The 17,903-nt window shown below is 32.5% G+C and carries 18 protein-coding genes and 1 pseudogene; 18 read left to right on the top strand and 1 reads right to left on the bottom strand.

Annotated features, from left to right (window positions below):
- Nucleotides 1–287 (bottom strand): annotated as a pseudogene (locus tag NHH15_RS15955) (ISL3 family transposase); the annotation flags it as partial.
- Nucleotides 288–661: 374 nt separating this feature from the next.
- On the opposite strand from NHH15_RS15955, the gene NHH15_RS13235 reads away from it, so the two are divergent.
- The 18 genes from NHH15_RS13235 to NHH15_RS13150 all read left to right on the top strand — a co-directional run bounded on the left by NHH15_RS13235 (nt 662) and on the right by NHH15_RS13150 (nt 17,805).
- A complete protein-coding gene (locus NHH15_RS13235) occupies nt 662–832 on the top strand; it encodes a hypothetical protein (protein ID WP_262067133.1) in 171 nt (56 codons plus the stop codon).
- 167 nt (nt 833–999) lie between these two features.
- A complete protein-coding gene (locus tag NHH15_RS13230) occupies nt 1,000–1,170 on the top strand; it encodes a hypothetical protein (protein WP_262067132.1) in 171 nt (56 codons plus the stop codon).
- A gap of 75 nt (nt 1,171–1,245) precedes the next feature.
- Entirely contained in the window at nt 1,246–2,409 is a 1,164-nt protein-coding gene (locus tag NHH15_RS13225) for a radical SAM/SPASM domain-containing protein (protein ID WP_262067131.1), read from the top strand.
- Between the two features lie 4 nt (nt 2,410–2,413).
- Nucleotides 2,414–3,490 carry a radical SAM/SPASM domain-containing protein gene (locus NHH15_RS13220; RefSeq protein ID WP_262067130.1) on the top strand — a complete coding sequence of 359 codons (1,077 nt, stop codon included), beginning with the start codon at nt 2,414–2,416 and terminating at the stop codon, nt 3,488–3,490.
- Nucleotides 3,491–3,498: 8 nt separating this feature from the next.
- The gene (locus NHH15_RS13215) at nt 3,499–4,815 is read left to right on the top strand and encodes a radical SAM/SPASM domain-containing protein (protein WP_262067129.1); all 1,317 of its coding nucleotides are present in this window, start codon (nt 3,499–3,501) and stop codon (nt 4,813–4,815) included.
- Nucleotides 4,816–4,823: 8 nt separating this feature from the next.
- Nucleotides 4,824–6,500 (top strand): ABC transporter ATP-binding protein, encoded by a 1,677-nt coding sequence (locus NHH15_RS13210; protein WP_262067128.1) that lies wholly within the window; start codon nt 4,824–4,826, stop codon nt 6,498–6,500.
- 17 nt (nt 6,501–6,517) lie between these two features.
- Entirely contained in the window at nt 6,518–7,276 is a 759-nt protein-coding gene (locus tag NHH15_RS13205; protein WP_262067127.1) for an ABC transporter ATP-binding protein, read from the top strand.
- A complete protein-coding gene (locus NHH15_RS13200) occupies nt 7,263–9,386 on the top strand; it encodes an FtsX-like permease family protein (protein WP_262067126.1) in 2,124 nt (707 codons plus the stop codon). Before NHH15_RS13205 ends, NHH15_RS13200 begins: the two co-directional genes overlap by 14 nt.
- Entirely contained in the window at nt 9,373–9,807 is a 435-nt protein-coding gene (locus NHH15_RS13195; RefSeq protein WP_262067125.1) for a hypothetical protein, read from the top strand. The genes NHH15_RS13200 and NHH15_RS13195 overlap by 14 nt, the downstream gene beginning before the upstream one ends.
- Nucleotides 9,808–9,972: 165 nt before the next feature.
- The gene (locus NHH15_RS13190) at nt 9,973–10,590 is read left to right on the top strand and encodes an accessory gene regulator B family protein (RefSeq protein WP_262067124.1); all 618 of its coding nucleotides are present in this window, start codon (nt 9,973–9,975) and stop codon (nt 10,588–10,590) included.
- Between the two features lie 3 nt (nt 10,591–10,593).
- Nucleotides 10,594–11,304 carry a LytR/AlgR family response regulator transcription factor gene (locus NHH15_RS13185; RefSeq protein WP_262067123.1) on the top strand — a complete coding sequence of 237 codons (711 nt, stop codon included), beginning with the start codon at nt 10,594–10,596 and terminating at the stop codon, nt 11,302–11,304.
- Nucleotides 11,301–12,602 carry a sensor histidine kinase gene (locus tag NHH15_RS13180; protein WP_262067122.1) on the top strand — a complete coding sequence of 434 codons (1,302 nt, stop codon included), beginning with the start codon at nt 11,301–11,303 and terminating at the stop codon, nt 12,600–12,602. The genes NHH15_RS13185 and NHH15_RS13180 overlap by 4 nt, the downstream gene beginning before the upstream one ends.
- The gene (locus NHH15_RS13175) at nt 12,583–12,738 is read left to right on the top strand and encodes a cyclic lactone autoinducer peptide (protein ID WP_262067121.1); all 156 of its coding nucleotides are present in this window, start codon (nt 12,583–12,585) and stop codon (nt 12,736–12,738) included. Before NHH15_RS13180 ends, NHH15_RS13175 begins: the two co-directional genes overlap by 20 nt.
- A 340-nt stretch (nt 12,739–13,078) precedes the next feature.
- Nucleotides 13,079–13,291, top strand: coding sequence for a hypothetical protein (locus NHH15_RS15695; protein WP_316044079.1), 213 nt, complete (start codon nt 13,079–13,081; stop codon nt 13,289–13,291).
- A 33-nt stretch (nt 13,292–13,324) separates the two neighbouring features.
- On the top strand, nt 13,325–14,407 hold the full coding sequence (locus NHH15_RS13165) for a S8 family serine peptidase (protein ID WP_262067120.1): 1,083 nt from the start codon (nt 13,325–13,327) through the stop codon (nt 14,405–14,407).
- Between the two features lie 15 nt (nt 14,408–14,422).
- Nucleotides 14,423–14,617 (top strand): hypothetical protein, encoded by a 195-nt coding sequence (locus NHH15_RS13160; RefSeq protein ID WP_262067119.1) that lies wholly within the window; start codon nt 14,423–14,425, stop codon nt 14,615–14,617.
- Between the two features lie 15 nt (nt 14,618–14,632).
- Complete coding sequence (locus NHH15_RS13155) at nt 14,633–15,319, top strand: ABC transporter ATP-binding protein (protein ID WP_262067118.1); 687 nt, start codon at nt 14,633–14,635, stop codon at nt 15,317–15,319.
- The gene (locus NHH15_RS13150) at nt 15,316–17,805 is read left to right on the top strand and encodes an ABC transporter permease (protein WP_262067117.1); all 2,490 of its coding nucleotides are present in this window, start codon (nt 15,316–15,318) and stop codon (nt 17,803–17,805) included. The genes NHH15_RS13155 and NHH15_RS13150 overlap by 4 nt, the downstream gene beginning before the upstream one ends.
- Nucleotides 17,806–17,903: the final 98 nt, after the last annotated feature.

Raw genomic sequence — 17,903 nt, 5'->3', positions numbered from 1 at the left:
TCGTCGACTTTGTTTGTAATACTTACGAAGGGTTGGCGTCATCGTTTTCTGAAGAAATGATATTTATCAACGATAATCGTTGCATTAGGGAAATAGGCTTTGGCAATCTCCATATAGGGTTTCCACATGTCTGAAACGAAGAACTTTACCTTCTGGCGTTCATGCTTAGAGAAGGAGGAAAAGTAAGCAGTAAGGTGACTGAATTTACGATCGGGAAGAATGTCTATAATTCGATTTTTCTTTCCATCAACAAGTATACATTGGAACTTCTCACCGCCAGTGTTTCCTTATTTAGTATAGAGCCAAAATCGTAAACAAAGAGAGCAAGCCACCCTATGGTATGATACCATCAGGGCGACCGGCTCTCTTATTCGTTTATATCAATACTGACACCGGATTTGAATTCCACAGCGAAGTGGTCTTCGAAGACGGTGATTTTTGTGCCATGGTACATATAGTAAGGTGATATTTCCTTACTTAGGGTTAATTACGCACTGAGTAAGTCGAGTTAATCAATCTCGATATACATTCACGAAAGGCTGTGATACTGTGTATATGAAAAGTTACTTAAAGTAACGGAAAGGAGCGATGATGAGCATGGCAAGAGATAAGCCATGAAAATGGGAAAAGATACTAAATAAAAGAAAAAGGAGAATTAATTTTGAATGAAAAAAACAAGCTACCAAAAGGTAACGAAGAATCTGTAACCGAAAGAAACAATCAGGATGAGGATGTAGAAGGATATGCATACTGCCAGACTCATAGAGCAAGATGTTTAAATGACTGTGGTGGCGGAGGGAAAGCAACCCCATTTTTGAGCGATCTTAATTAAATTATGGAGAAAGAAAATAAAGAAATAGCTGAGAAACAGCTTCAAAATGAAACAGATGAAGTAGAAGGATATGCATATTGTACTTCTAGTAAATCTAAATGTTTAAATGATTGTAATAGTAATACGACACCATACATCAGCACACTGAATTAGAAGGAGATTAAAAGATGAGTGAAAAAAACAAATTACCAAAAAGTAATGGAGAAAAAGCAGAAGGAACAGCAGAACAAGATGATGAAGTAGAAGGATATGCATATTGCAATTCTCATAAATCAAGATGTTTAAATGACTGTGGTGGTGGTGGAAAAGCAACTCCATTTATCAGTGACCTTAATTAGAATGAAGTAAGAAAACTGTTTATAAACGTGAGGATGTGTCAGCATCCTCATGTAATTAAGAAAGGGGACTGAAAAATGGAGTGTACATTGTATTTAACAGATGATTGCAATCTTCGATGCAAATATTGCTATGAAGGAGATCGCAAAAATAAAAGCTATATGACAGAAAGTACATTAGAGAAATGTCTTGCTTTTATTGTTGAAAATAACATGCCTAATGACAATATTGATTTGTTACTGTTGGGTGGTGAACCACTAATGAACAAACAAATATTATTTAAAGTCGTTGATATTATAAATCAAAAGTATATGAAAATCAAGGAATTATTTCAGTTACAGATAACAACAAATGGGATTTTATTAGATCCTAAAACAGTCTCTTTTTTGGTGGAGAATCAAGTAATGACATCTATTAGTATAGATGGAGACAGAGAAACTCATAACTTGAATCGGCATAGTGTGAATGGAAAAGATGTTTACGATATTATTATGAAAAATATGTTTTATATGTTGGAAAATAATGTGGACTTTGCGGTGAGGATGACGGTTACAACAAATAATGTCCATTTACTATATAAAAATGTCCTATATTTTTATGACATGGGAGTTAAGAAGATTAATATAGGATTAGATCAAATGAGCAAATGGTCAGAAGAACAGATAAATGAGTATGATCAGCAGTTGACTCAATTGGATGAATTTTATTTAAACACATTAATAAAAAATGATGATTGCATTTTAAATCTTTATGATTATAAAATTTCTACTTTTGTATATAAACGGATGCCATCATATTGTTCAGCGGGATCTACAAATCACTTGATTATAAATAGTAAAGGTGAATTTTTCCCTTGTGGTTTTGTATCAAATCAAAAGCCTTGGAACATGGGGAGTGTAACAACACAATTTGATAGGAAGAAGTTTATTAGTACTGCAAGATGTAATGTTAAAAAATGTTCTAGCTGTAAACAGTGTGATATTGCATTTACTTGTAGTGGTGCGAAGTGTGGTTTTTTAAATTATAAAATGACGGGATTTTTAAATCAGCATCATGAGAATATCTGTAGATTGCAGCGAATTTTATACAATCATAACTATAAAGTGATTAAAGAACTATATCAGAACTACAATAAGCGAGTCATGAACTTTATTGAATTAGCATTTTCCCATAAAACACCTCTAAGTACTTATATGTTAGATATTATGAGGTCAGTGGAGCAAGAGAGAGAGGTGATTTAATATTATGTACATTTTAACATTGGAAATAAATCAAAAGTGTAATCTGATGTGTAAATATTGCTATTTAGGAGAAAAAGCAGGCTCTAAGATGTCAGATGAAATAGGATATAAGGCTATTAATTTAGCTTTTGAAAAAGGGAAGCTACATAAGGATAATACCTTGTGGATAGATTTTGTTGGAGGAGAAACATTTTTAGATTTTCAGATGTTACAAACAATGGTTTCTTATGTAGAAGCAAAGAATAAAGATTATGGTTATTCTTTGCTGTTCTCAACAACAACCAATGCTACAATTTTCAATCAGGATATTTTGAATTATTTAATTGAAAAGGAATTCACTTTGAAGATTAGCATTGACGGGGATCAAGAGACTCATGATATGAACCGAGTTACAACATCAGGGGCAGGGTCGTTCGATATCATATTAAAGAATTTGAAGTACATTAAAGAATTTGAAGAGCGAACAGGGAAAGTAGTTCAAGTTACTAATGTAGTGACGGAAAATAATTACAAAAAATATTATGAATCGTTAGTTTTTTTAACCCAGGAGTTAGGACTTAGATATATTGACACAGGAGTAGATTTAAGCATTAAGTGGACAGATGAACAAATTGCAGTATTAGAAAAGGAAATTGAGCGGTCGTTTGATTATTTTATTGACTGTGCGAAAAATAATCAAGGATTTCGCTGGGAGTTTGCCGATAAGGTAGTGAACCTGAAAAAACAGGAAAGGAAAAAATTCTATTCGTGTGGGGCTGGAATAGTTAGTTCATATGTCAGAACTGATGGTGGAGTTTATGCTTGTCCGGGGTATTTAGATTCATCTGTTGAATTAGGAAATGTAACTAAAAAAATAGAAAAAGAGAGAATCAGAAAACTGGTTAATTTCCGAGGAATTGACAATCCAAAATGTGAATCTTGTGATATTTCCCAGTATTGTGTAGAGCAGTCATGTATTATGCAAAATTTAGCAGGTACAGGTGATGTCAATAAACCTTTAAAAATCTTTTGCAAGATGAGAAAACTTATGCATAAGATTCATGTGGATAATGAAGAAATAATCAGTCATCTGGTAATGTAGGTGGTACTATGATTAAGTTAGAGGAATTGGTTAAGAGAGAGAAGAATGAAACCGTTATTTTTTTAAATACAACAAATTTTCACTGGGTAAAAATGAGTAAAAGGAAATTTAATGAAGAAACCTCGACAACAGAGAGAAAGGAAGCATTTGAAAAATATCTTCAAGAGAGATATCAGTTATTAGATGAAACTGAGAATAAAGAGGACGAAATACAAAGTGTATATTTTTCAGTTACTGGAAAATGCAATTTGAACTGTTCTTTTTGTACAATGAACTCAGGCCCACATGTAGGGACAGAAAATGATTTAACTCTGCAAGAGATAAAAGAGGAATTAATACCAAAACTAAGAAAACTTTCACTAAAAAAGATAGTGATAACTGGTGGGGAACCATTGGTTAGAATGGATATAGAAGAGGTTTTATCTCTATTTGCAGCCGAGTTTGGAAGAGAGAAAATAGTATTCCAAACAAATGGGCTATTATTAAGTCCAGAATTTATAAAAAGAAATTTTGAGCGGATAGGAATTTTAGAAGTAAGTATTGAAAATTTATTTGACAATCCTAAATTGCTAGCGAGAATGGAAACGGTATTTAAGGCAGCCAATGAATCGGATGTATTTCTTTCATTATCTTATGTGATTGATCAGAAGAGTTTACTGTATGTTTACAAGGGAATCGATTTATGCCATAAATACCATGCAGCTTTAACAACGAGGATAGTAACCTTGATGGGAAGAGCAAAGGAAGATAAAACAGCAAAAGAGCTTGCATTAAGTGAATATGCACATATAAAAATTCAACATGAAATTATTTCATATTTATTAAAAAAACAGTATCTTGAAGAAACTTTAGCAGGAAGTTACTTAGCGGATTTACAACCTAAACAAAATTGTGGTGCTTATGGGAAAATACTAGCAATTCATCCAGATGGCACAACCTATATGTGCGGAAACTTTAAAGATAAGAAGTTTTCAATGGGAAATATTCGACAACTTTCGATTGAAGAGATTCAAGTGGATTTAAAGAACAAAAAGCAAGCAGAAAAGTATCAACAGATTTTCCGGGTTGATAAAAATAAAGGGTGTATTGGCTGCGAGTATCAGTATTTTTGCCCGGGGCCATGTGCAGCAGAAATGGCAGAGAGTGAGGATAGACTAGCTGGCACGGATAAATGCATTTATACAAAGTTAATGTTGGATTATGCTATGTACTATTATAGACGAAATGAGTCGATAGAAAGTGCACTCACAAGAATTGCAAGTTACTTAAATGTAGTAATCTTTGAAAGATTTCAGGGGCACAAGGATTTTATAAAGGGAGAATAAGGCTGTTTATGAGTAAAGTATATAGATTGTTTTTAAAAAAATATATATTAATGGAGAAAAAATATTTTGTGCTAGTTTGTTTAGTTACAGTGCTGCAAAGTATGGTGACAATGTGTATTCCTCTTACTTGTAGAACACTTTTGGATAACGCATTTCCAAATAAAAATACAAAATTGTTTGTGCAGATGGTAGTGATAATGCTGCTTTGCTATTTCTTTGTTGCAGGCTTAAATGTTGCAAAAGACTATTTATTAGCGAAGATTGCAGAAGGATTAAGCTATCGGTTGCGAACAGAGTTAAATAATAAAATATCTGTAATGAAATATTCATATTTTGATGAAAATAGCCTGAGTGATATTTTATCGAAATATAACAAAGAGGTAGATACAATCAAAGAAAATTGTGGTTATATGCTAATTAAGTCGTTAAGCAATATTGTTACATTTATTATGGCAAGTATAATGATTCTCTCCATGGATTGGAGAGTAATGGTTATATCAGTAGTACTTCTGGTATTTTATATTATGAACAATAAATTTTGGGGTGTTAAAGTTAAAGACTTGGCAGAGAAGAGCATGAAATGGAATGAGAAAGCACTCAGTTCTCTTGCCGAAAACTATACGAATGTACTTATTACAAAAATATATTCAGCTTATGAGTATGTTAATCAAAAGTTTAAAGAAATATATTCGAGTCAATATAGGAATCAAATTAAGCTAGAAGTAGTCTATTCGGTAAACATCAATAGTGGAGGTTTGTTGATTTATTTGTTAGCGGCATTTATATGGCTACTTGGTGGATTTAGCGTGATTTCAGGTCAACTTACTGTAGGAGCTATTACAGCACTGATTAATTATCAAGGGATGTTAGTTTCACCAATGTCTTTCTTCGCAGAATTTAATAATAGTTATCAAAGTACAGTTATTGCAATGAAAAGGCTTTATAGCGTATTAGCATATGAAGAAGAAGAGGAAAAGGGAATTCAGATTGAAGAAGATAAAATTAGTAGTATTCGTTTCAATGATGTAGACTTTGAATATATAAAGGGGAGTTCTGTCCTCGAAAAGATTAATGTTGAATTAAAGCAAGGGGAAGTAGCGGCATTTATAGGTGGGAGTGGCTGTGGTAAATCGTCCATGGTGAAGATGATTCTTCGCCTATATGATCCAAAAGAGGGCGAAATCCTTATTAATAATCAAAAAATCAATGATTTATCAGTAAAAACATTGCGAGATAGAATTGCATTTGTAGCACAAGAATCTTTGTTTTATGAAGGTAGTATTATTGAAAATATTAATATAGGGAACAAACGTAATCATGCCAAGCAAATAGAATATAGCAAATTGTTAGATCTCTATGAAGAAATTGATAATTTACCAGATAAGTGGAACACAGTATTGAATTCCGGAACTAGTAATTTATCAGGAGGACAAAAAAAACGATTAGATGTTTTGCGGGCATTATTAAAAGAGTCAGATATTTTGATATTTGATGAAAGTACGGCATCTATTGATGTTGAACGGCGTAAGTTACTGTTTCAATTAGTTGATAAAATAAAGAAAGATAAAATTGTTGTTTTTATCACGCACAATATAGAAGAATGTAAATTCTTTGACAATATATACGCAGTGAAAAATAAAACAGTCCAACAAGTAAACTTAGAAAATGTGATAGAAGCGTATTAAAATTGAGGAGGCAAATTATGCTAGAAGTAAAAAAATTATTTAAATCATATACGACAGGAAAAGCAAAGTATAATGTTTTGAAGGATGTCAACTTTAAGGTGAGAAAAGGAGAATTTGTTGCTGTAATGGGGCCATCAGGGAGTGGGAAGACGACGCTCTTAAACTGTATATCGCAATATATTCCGTATGAAAAAGGTGAAATTTTATTAGCAGATAAGGATTTAGGAAAGCTAAATGAAGAGCAGATAGCAAAAGTGCGAAATGAAAGGCTAGGATTTGTTTTTCAAGATTTTATGCTACTAGATGGTTTGAATGTGTTTGAAAATGTATGTATTCCACAAGTAATTAAGGAGGCTCCATATCAACAAATGGAATCAAAGGCGGAGCTTTTGTTAGAGCTGTTTGGAATCAAGGATATTGCTAAAAAATATCCGACGGAAATTTCAGGTGGACAAAGACAAAGAACAGCAGTAGCTAGAGCGTTAATGAATGATCCATTAATGATTCTTGCAGATGAGCCAACAGGAAATTTAGATAGTCGTTCTAGTGAGGCAGTAATAGGGGCATTTATTGAGGCGAAAAAGAAGTTAAAAGCAACGATCTTTATGGTAACCCATGATAGTTTTGCCGCAAGTCATTGTGATCGTGTAATTGTAATGCGGGATGGGAAAGTTTATATCGAACTAATAAACAAAGGAAATCGGAATGAGTTTCATCAAGAATTACTAAATGTATTAGGTAAGTTGAATGGTGGTGATCGTGATGACAATGAATAAAGTATTTGCAAAGTTACAGAAAAGTGGAAGGGTAAATTATAGACAAATTAGATTTTGCATTACTTTTGCCATGATTTTAATTTCGGCATTTATATCAATTGTTACAAATACAGCGGTAAAAGATGTTTTACCAAAAGGTGGAGACTCTCTTAAACAAGTATATATGATTTTTGGTGTTGCTTTACTGGGATGTTTTGTATTTACGGCATATGCAGGTGGTTTGTTTTTGCGATATAAAAGTAAAGAAATTGGTTTGTTTTTAGCATTGGGGAGCCAGAAGAAAAAATTAGCTAGGGCACTTTATATAGACTTAATTGGAATTATAATCAATAGTTCAGGCTTCGGGATAATAATAGGAATACTCTTATCATTTATCATCTTGAAAGCTTTTCAAATTACACTTTCGACAGGAATTGAAAAAGTATCCTTATTATCTGTCGGCGGTATTTTAATATCAGTGCTATTTGCAATGATTGTAGGAACATTTATTTTATTTTTAGCTGCAAGGTTCATGAAAAGAAGCAATATTATGGATATTCTTAATGAAGAACGTAAAAGCGAGAAAGTAAATGATAAAATGAGTCGAAGCTATGTTATGCTTGGAACAATTGCTTTAGTAGTTGGTTTGGTGATTATGGCAGTAATATTCCCTAGCATAGCAAGAGTGACAAACCGACCAATAGGAGCATGGAGCAATCTATTCTTTTTACCAGTAGTCTGGGGTATCTATCGGATTATGGTATATTCCATTAGTGTGCATAAGAGGGGGCGTCAGCCACAGAGATATTATAAAAATATAATTACTTATGGTATGCTAAAATTTCAAGGTAATTCTGCAGTAAAGAATATGCTAGTAGTGACTCTTCTTATTATTTGTAGTTTATTTGCTTGCTTGTATACACCGACAAAATATATGGTAGAGCAGGCTATGATACGTGAGACTCCAATTGATGCTAGATTGACATTCTTGAATGATATGAATGGTATCAACCAAGAAATGATTGAGACTATGGCGAAACGTCATAAGGTGCAAATAACAGAGTACCAAGAGGTCTATTGGATTCGGCTTATAGGTAGTGGAGTAAATAGAGACGATTTGGATAGCAATGGAAAGCTGAAACAAGAGTATGAAAAAGAACGCTTTTACTATTCTTTTATATCAGCAAGCCAATATAATGAGTTGATGGATAGAAGTATAGTTGTTAATACTGGTGAGTATTATTTTTTGAAAGATGATAATGTTTATGAAAACTCATTTAATAAGTTTAATGATTTGGACTATGTAAAAAATCCGTATAGTAATGTGGAAAAGGACTTGGCATATCAAGGTACACAAGAAGGGGCAGGTTTGATTGTTGCGGACGGGTTTGCAGCAAATAGTCGTTTTGTGATTAGTGATGATGATTATAATATTCTAAAAACAGGATTGACGGGCAATTTGTTAGAGACAGATGTGGTATTTAATGTAGATGAAAGTGAGAATTCTTATGAATTTAGTAAGGAATTATATAAACAGTTTGTTGGGCTAGCACCGAGTAGTATGATGCATATGTCTAACTATGATGAAAAGCAAGAAATGCTTGCAGGTGGTGGTGAAGAGTATGGGTATGGTGAACTAGTAATAGTGAATGCAGACCATCCAGAAGAATATCCAGATTGGAAGTATATACCTCAAATTAAAATACTGGAAATTAAAAATGGTTTCATATCTTTTGCGGTGTTTTATCTGTTGTTTATAGTTGTAACGATTATTTGCTTCGCAGCGGTGGGCATTATCTCGTATACACGTAGTATGTCAATGACTATCCGAAATGAGGGTGTGTTTAATGACCTTAGGAAATTAGGAGCAAATGATATTTACTTGCAGCGGGTGCTTAGGAAACTGCTCAGAAGTATTTATATACTGCCAACGATGATTGGCTGTCTGGCAATGATGATTTGGTATCCATTGACTTTATGGCAAAATGATGGGCGTTTGACGGCAGGAGAAATGAAAATTATGGTGGTTGAGATATTCCTTTGTACTTTAGTGGCTCTGTATCAATATACTATCTACAATATATCAGTAAAAAATGCAAAAAAGGTGGTTGCAATCGGTGAAAGAGCATAAGTTTACGATTGAAAATGAGAAAATAATATTAACTTCACCAGAGATGATAGAAATATTAGTTAGAATGATTAGAGAATCTACTGAGCGGTCGTTTAGGCTTCTAGTAGATTCTTTAGTCGCTCAAAGATATTTAGAATATATGAAAACTGTCATTAATACAAATATAGAATATCATTTTTTCCAAATCAAAGAGTCTGAAGAAGTGAATAGATGGGAGATTTATCAGGCAATAGCAGACCAGATGCAAAAAGTGCAAGTAAATAGCGAAACTGCTTTTATGAGCTTTAAGCTTATAAAAGGTAGAAATGGATTACTTTATGATGTAGTACCTTCTGAATATTTATTCAATATATGTAAAGGTGAATTTTGTCGAAAATTTTTTTTGAACATAGGTGGAAAGAAATATGAAATTTGTGTATAATAAGAAGAAAAAAATATATAAAAATACAAATAGAAATACAAATAGAAAAGTGACACAAACATCCGGTTAAGCACTGAAATGTCCCAGTTAATCAACAGATATTGTGAGATGAACTATATTTGTATAGGATTACTTTAATTAACTGAATTAGGGGGGGATAAAGGGATGGTGCATATAGCAGATAAGGTTGTTAAATTATTTATCAGAAATAATGTTGTAAAGGAAATGGAATATGATATTTATTTTTATGGCATGAAGTTATTTTTAGGAGAGATGATTAACATTTCATTAATTCTGTTAATCGGTATGCTATGTGGTAGAAGAATTGAAACAATTGTTTTTCTTCTGGCATTTATCCCGATCAGGGTATTTGCAGGAGGATATCATGCCTCATGCAGAAGAAACTGCACCCTTGTTTTTACAGGAAGTTATATGTGTTTATGTTGTGTATGGAATTACATTATATTGAGTAATAGTGTGCTGGAAAGTTATTTATATGTACTTATGATTATTGCTGATATTGTGATTTTGCGTTTAGCACCAGTTGAACATAAAAAGAGGCCCTTTGAGCCGAATCAGGTTCCAGTGTATAGACGAAAAATTAGAATACGATTGCTTTTTGTAAACATGGTTGTTGTATTGACAATATTTATGTCAAATAGGATGAAAGAAATGGGTCTATTTATAATTTTAGCCCTATTTTTAATATCAATATTATTGATTGTAGAAAGTATTAAGAACATAAGATATGAAGCAAATAGTGTTGTTCTTGATGAGGAATAAAACATGATTAAGATAGCGATATGTGATGATTCAGAGAAGGTAGTGGAAGGTTTAAAAAGGTTGATTGAGAGGTATACAGAGGAAACAGGAGTGCAAATGATACCATATACCTTTTTAAGAGGACAAGAGTTGGTATCTTCTTATATTGGGGATTATGATATTATCTTCCTAGATATAAAAATGCCAGGATTAAATGGAATTGAGACGGCTAAAAAAATAAGAGAAATAGATAAAGATGTTATCATTATTTTCCTTACCTCGATGTTACAGTATGCATTTGAAAGTTATAAAGTAAATGCAGGAAATTATATTCAAAAACCAATTTCTTATATGCGGTTAAAAGATGAATTGGAGCGATGGGTACAAAAATTGTTGGTAAAAGAAGAGCCCTATATATTTTTTCATAATAACGATGGAAAACATCGGATTTTTTTAAAGAATATAAGTTATATTGATACATTTAATAGAAATTTGCTGGTGCATACAGACATAGGAAATTTGGTGTGCTTTTGGAGCTTGAAGGAGATGGAGTCGAAAATAGGACAAATGGGTTTTCAAAGGTCGCATTCAGCATATTTAGTGAATTTGTTTTATGTAGAAAATGTAGAAAGTACAGAAGTGAAGTTATGTACAAATGAGCGCATACCATTAAGTAAGACAAAGAAAAAAGGATTTTTGGAAGCCTTGGCTAGGTATTGGGGGACAAGGGGATGAGTAGTTTATTGTCAGCAGTGATTATAGATATAGTCTCCACGGCGTTTGAAGTGATTACTTTATTGATATTTTTGTCAAATGAAAAAGTAAAGGGAAGTATTAGAAGAGTGTTTTATTTTTTTGTATGTATTGGTATTACGGTAGTATTATCTTTTTTTGATGTAAACTTAATGATTAAAATGGTTATTATTGTTGCTAGCTATGCATGCATAGGTGTATTTGTATTTGAATGTAAATGGATAAAGCTTGCAGTATACAATATTATTTATATGTTTTTACTTTATATATCTCAAATTTTTGTTGTACAGGTTTGGAACAATTTTAATGAACCTATTTTTTCGGATAATGCAATATATGAAGATTATTCTTTGACAGTAAATCTTCTTGTTCATGCAACACATTTTACGATTATGTATACTTTAAAGCCTTTTATGAAAAAAAGTATGAAAAAAATCAATTTGCGTGAAATATTACTAATTCCAATAGTAACTATACCATTTATGATTACATTATTTGCAATACATATTAGTTTACCAGCGGTACATGATACAAAAAGCGCTGATTTATTCATCCTGTGCTCTATATGTATTTTTCTTGCATTTGTATCATTAGTTATATTTTTGCAAAATTATACAAAAATGCAAGAACGACAACGGATTGAAGCACAAGAAAATGATCATTTGAAGCTGAAAAATGAATATTACTTAAAAAGACTGCTTGCAGAGGAAAAAATAAAAGAGGTATATCATGACTTGAAAAATCATTTTTTACTGTCTGACAAGAATGAAATTAGTGAGAAAACAAAAAAACTATTGAACTCATATGAAAATTATTATGATACTGGTAATGAGTTTTTGGACATAATTTTAGCAGATAAGATTGCGAAAGCAAGCAAGTATGAAATACGTTTAGAGATAAAAGCAGATTTTTATCATGGAGAGTTCATAGATCCATTAGACATTAGTTCGATATTTGGGAATTTATTAGATAATGCAATTGAAGCGACAAAAAAAGTTCAAATGGAGAAGAGAATTATATATTTTGAAGTTAATACGAAAGGAGAAATGCTTTCAATCGTTATAAAAAATAGCATGACTTTAAGTAAAGAGTATGAGCTATTAGCTACAGAGAAAAAAAACAAAAGATTACATGGTTTAGGAATAATGAATGTACGTGAAACATTAAAAAAATATGGAGCAGTTTTAGCATTAGCTACAGAAGGAAAATTCTTTATAGCGAGTGCTATTATTCCCGTAAAAAATGTAAGGAGGAAGTATCATGAGGAAGGTCTGTCGTAAATGGAAAAAGCTACTGTTAAGTCATTTTGCTAAAATAACAAGGTCGTTAGCATTAACCGCTGTCGTTAGTTATAGTGGATGGAGTTTTTACCAAGAAGAAGTACCAGAGGAATTAGTAAACTTAAAATGTTTATAATTGTATTAAGAAAATCATTATAGAGCCATCTGTGGGATTATGATCTACAGGTGGTTTTATATTGCGAAGAAATAGTCTTGATAAATAGCATTGAGAAATAAGAAAAATCGATCCAGTTAGACAGTGGCACGGGTGAATTAATCATCTCCTATTGTAGAAAGTTTTTTTTGAACATAAAATTGAAATAACAAAAAATCCAACAAATAATATTGGTATTGTGTTGGTAATGGGAGAGATAACAACAAAAGCAAAGTTAGACATTCCACAAATTGTCTGAACAGTAATTAGTGAAAACGGCTACTAAAGTGATGCGGATGGATTTTCGCTTGGTGATGTAGAGATTAAAATATCAATAAAACAACAATCGTCAGATATCGTACTTGGTGTAGACCAGAAGGCCATTATTAGTGCAGGTGATCAAGGAATGATGTTTGGGTATGCAGATAATGAAACCAGAGAACTGATGCCATTACCGATAGTTTTAGCGAATAAACAGATTGTGGACATTATTGCAGTAGAGTTCGATATGACACCAAAGGGAAAACGAAGATAGAAAATGACTATCTGAAGAAAGGAATGATAGAAAATGAATAAAAAAATGGTAGTCGCAGTAATTGATTCAGGGGTCAATAAGAAAGATGTCATTTTTAAAGGAAAGACAATTGATGATTACTATTATGATGGACAAGGGTTTCGGAGAGAACATAACGGTAGAATTAACTCTCATGGAACGGAAGTAATTAAAGTGTTATTAAAAGAGGCTCCGGATATTAATATCCTATCAGTTCAGACCTTGCGAGGAGACAATAAATGTACGTTGTCCATAATTATTGATGCGATCAATTTTTGTATAGAACAGCAAGTGGATGTAATTAATTTAAGTCTAGGGAGTTGCACAGCTACAGCAAGAAAAATTGATCAATTAAAAAAAGTCTGTGATGAAGCTGTTAAAAAAGGTATTGTGATTTTTGCAGCAGACCATAATATACCTGGCATGAAATCATATCCAGCTAATTTTGATAATGTAATCGGTGTTACAACATCCGCAGAATCAAGTTCGTTTTGTAAGGTTACATATAAAGATAAGGTGATTAAATTTTCAGATAATGAGGTTTATATACCTGACATTGTTCGATGTGGAGTGCGGAAGGGAAATAGCTTTTTATGCCCTTATCTTGCAGGCGTTTATTGTAGGATGTATGTTTCAGACGAAAAAAAAGAAAATAATGTGATAAGCTTTATGGACTTTTTAAAACATTTTATAAAGCGAGACAATATTGAAAAAATTTATTTTAACAAGCGGGATAAGAGGGAGTTATACTCACTTGAGAAGAAAAAAGTGCTTTATTTTGCAGATGATATGGATTTTAATAATATGCAAATATATGGGATGTACAAAGATGTTTGCGATATTGATACTTGCTTTCATGAACTATATCCTTTTGATAGAAGCAAACTAAAGAAGATGGTAAAAGAAATCGATTATTTTTATATAGGTTCATTAACCAATCAGTTCATATATGAAAATAATGAATACCTATTGACATTATTGAACTTTCTGGTGGATTGTCAAATTAAAGTAATAACAATATTTCCGATTTTGAGTACATATGAACGAATGATAATCGGAAAGCAACGAAATGGTTACATAAAAAGTGTATACAAATAATAAGGAGGAAACGAAATGTTTTGGAAGAATAAAAAGAATGGGATGAGTTTACGAGAAAAGATTATTACCGAAGATGATTTAGACGACGATGAATTCTTTTTGGCAGACGTGATAGATGGCTATGATAGTTGCTCAGGGGTAAATGCACAACGTTGTTCCTCGGATTGTTTTAGCACAGTTATGATGCCAACGATTACAGTTTTAAGTTAATTTGAAGGAGATAGAATGAAGGTAATTGAACTGAAAGACTTAAATAAAAGCTATGGCAAAGAACCGAATGTTGTTAAGGCTATTGACAATATAAATCTGGAAATAGAAAAAGGGTTTACAGCAATTGTAGGACCATCTGGTTGTGGGAAAACAACCTTAATGCAGTTGATTGGTGGATTGCGACAACCAGATAGCGGAAAAGTCCTAATTGAAGGTACTGATATTTCGTTTTTTAGAAAGGATGATAAAGCACTCTTTCGGCGTAGAAATATAGGATTTGTCTTTCGCGAATACAACTTATTAACGGAATTGAATGTGTATGAAAATATTATTTTTACACTAGAATTAGATGGCCGAGATGTTGATAGAGAGTATATTTATCAGATTGCATATCTTTTAAAATTGGATGATAAGATGGATATGCTTCCAGTGGCACTCTCTAATGGAGAACGACAAAAGGTAGCAATTGCAAGAGCATTGGCCACAAAGCCTAAAGTAATATTGGCGGATGAACCGACAGGAAGTCTTGATAGTAAAGCTAGTTTAGAGGTTGCAGGATTGTTAAAGATGACATGTAGAGAGTTTAATCAGACAGCTATCTTAATTACGCATGATATGGAGATTGCAGATAATGCAGAACGAGTGATTTACTTGCGAGATGGTAAGGTACAAAAAATAAGCGAAAGGAGAAAGCAAATATGAAAAATAACAAGCAGATGATTAAGAAATTGATGAATAGGAACTTTAAAAATCATTTGCTTAGAAACTTTTTACTTATAGCTGTAGTGAGTGTTATAACATTGTTAGTCACTGCACTTAGAATATTATCAACAACGACATATAAAAATATGGAGCGAAATTATTTAGAACAGTATGGTAATGCTGCACATGGAGTGGTATCTGGAATTTCAGAAGTTGAGTATGAGAAGATAGAAACTTATGAAAAAATTAGTGATTGTGGCAAATCAATATATATTGGGGAAGGGACAAATAGTGAATTTGGGGGTAGACCAACAGAAGTTCGATTTGCAGATCAAATTTATGCGGAGTATGCATTAGCATTGCCAGAAGAAGGGAGAATGCCAACGCACCGGAATGAAATTGCGTTAGATTCTACAATCCTAAAAGAACTAGGCAACAAGCAACTAGGTGATAAAGTAACGCTTAGTTTTCCTAACAAAGATAATACGAATGAAGAATTTACCGTAGTGGGCAGTTGGAATGGAAGCGATTTGCGAGCAAAAAGAGTAATTTGGGTATCAGAAGAAATGGTCTTGGAGGGTTCTGATACCTATGATATAGCAATTACTTTTAATAGGGGTAAAGACTGGAATTCAATGTTTAGTAAAATGATGAAGGAACTTGATATAGAAGGGAAAGAGCTGGTTCTAAATAGTGTTTACGATGCATCACTTAGAAGTTCAATGGGTGTAGAAACTATGCCTTATAAAGTAGGGATTTTATTGGTGCTCATTTGTGAATTGTTGGTTTTGTATAATATTATTCATATAACCGCAATGACTGATATAAAGTTGTATGGACGTCTAAAGATAGTCGGGGCAACAGATGGTCAATTAAGATATGTGTTCTTAAGGCAAATAAGTATAATTACAATCAGTGGAATTGTAATTGGATTAGGAATGGGAAGTATTATAGGGACTTTTTTGGTTGATAGTATCTTAGGAAGACTAGAAAATATTATGGTATATCAGAGCAGCATAGATTTTTTCACGAGTGCGCTGATGATTCTTGGTGTGGCCGTCCTTTGTTGTATTAAACCAATTCATTTTATTTGTAATATAAATACAGATGAATTATTACAGAGTACAAATAGCCATGATTATAATAAAAAAACTAGAAGAGCAGCACCAAGTATATCGAGTTTGTTTCAAATGAGTATAGGAAATTTGGGAAGATTTAAAAAGAGAAATACTTTGACTTTTATTATGATGGTAGTTGCATTAGTTGTGCTAAGTGGGATATATGTTATTGAACAGAGCTTTGACATAGATAAATATATGGATGAAGTGGCGATTAGTAACTATACAATTACTGAGAAGACGGCTGTAACTTCATGGGGAGATTATAATTCTCAAGGAGACACAATTTCAACGGAACTAATAAATGATCTTTTAAACACGGATGAAATATCCGAAAAAGGTACATTATATATGCAGGATACAGCAGTTGTCTTGTCAGATGTGGCATATGAGAATATTACCAGATATTATGAAAAAAACAATGGCGAAATCTTGGATTATATGGCCCAAAATTATGCATGGATAGATGGTTATGAAAGAATGAAGACGGAGCATCAATGTACTGCTATTATTTATGGAATTGATGGAGTAGTTACAGACCGAATTTCTGAAAGAGTAGTTGATGGTATTATTGATAAAGAAAAATTCTCTAGTGGTGATTACATCATTGCACAAGGGAGCATTGGGGGGGATTTCGAAGAACAACAACCTAATTTTAAAGTAGGTGAATTAGTGGAGATTGACGGAAAAAAATATGAAGTGATGGCGATCGTAGATGCACAATATCCGATTATAGAAGGCAAAGAAATGAGTGGAGCAGAATTTCATATTGATTTTTATATGCCCAATTTAACGTTTCAAATTCTATTTCCAAGGAATACGCCCAAAAAGTTTTTCTTTAATACTAAAAATGGTAAGAGTGAAAAGGTAAATGCTATTATCAACAAGTATAATCAGGATGATGAATTACAAATCATAACTCAAGATAGCATAGAGAAAAATTATAAGGATGAAACAAGAGCAGCTACACTAATACAGAAAATTATTGCGATTATGATGACTATTATAGGAATTGTTAATTTGATTAACTTAATTTTTAATTCAATAAATTCAAGAAAAAAGGAATTTGTATTAATGCAAGGATTGGGAATGACAAAAAAGCAACTTGCAACAATGTTGCTCTTTGAAGGGACTAATATGGCAGCAATTATTTTAGTCACCTCATATTTTCTAAGTATTATATCAATTACAACAGTAGTCAAATTCTATATTGAGTCACAGTGGACTGCCACATATAGCTTCTCCCTAGCACCATTGATAGTAATGACGCCGTTCATCATTCTATTATCAGTAGGGATACCGCTGGTAATTTGGAAATTAACAGCCCCAAAGGAAATTGCAGACACTTTGAATGATGCTGAATTGTAAAATTAACTTCTAGCAGATGTCATGTATACTACTTATGATTATCATAATTATAAGTAGTGTTTTTTAGTCCTTTGACTATTTTACTACTTTGGATTATT

The sequence above is a fragment of the Aequitasia blattaphilus genome, assembly GCF_024721305.1.
GTDB classification, from domain to species: Bacteria; Bacillota; Clostridia; order Lachnospirales; family Lachnospiraceae; genus Aequitasia; species Aequitasia blattaphila.
The sequence above is the reverse complement of the archived record's forward strand: the minus strand, read 5'-3'. Positions and strand labels throughout refer to the sequence as shown.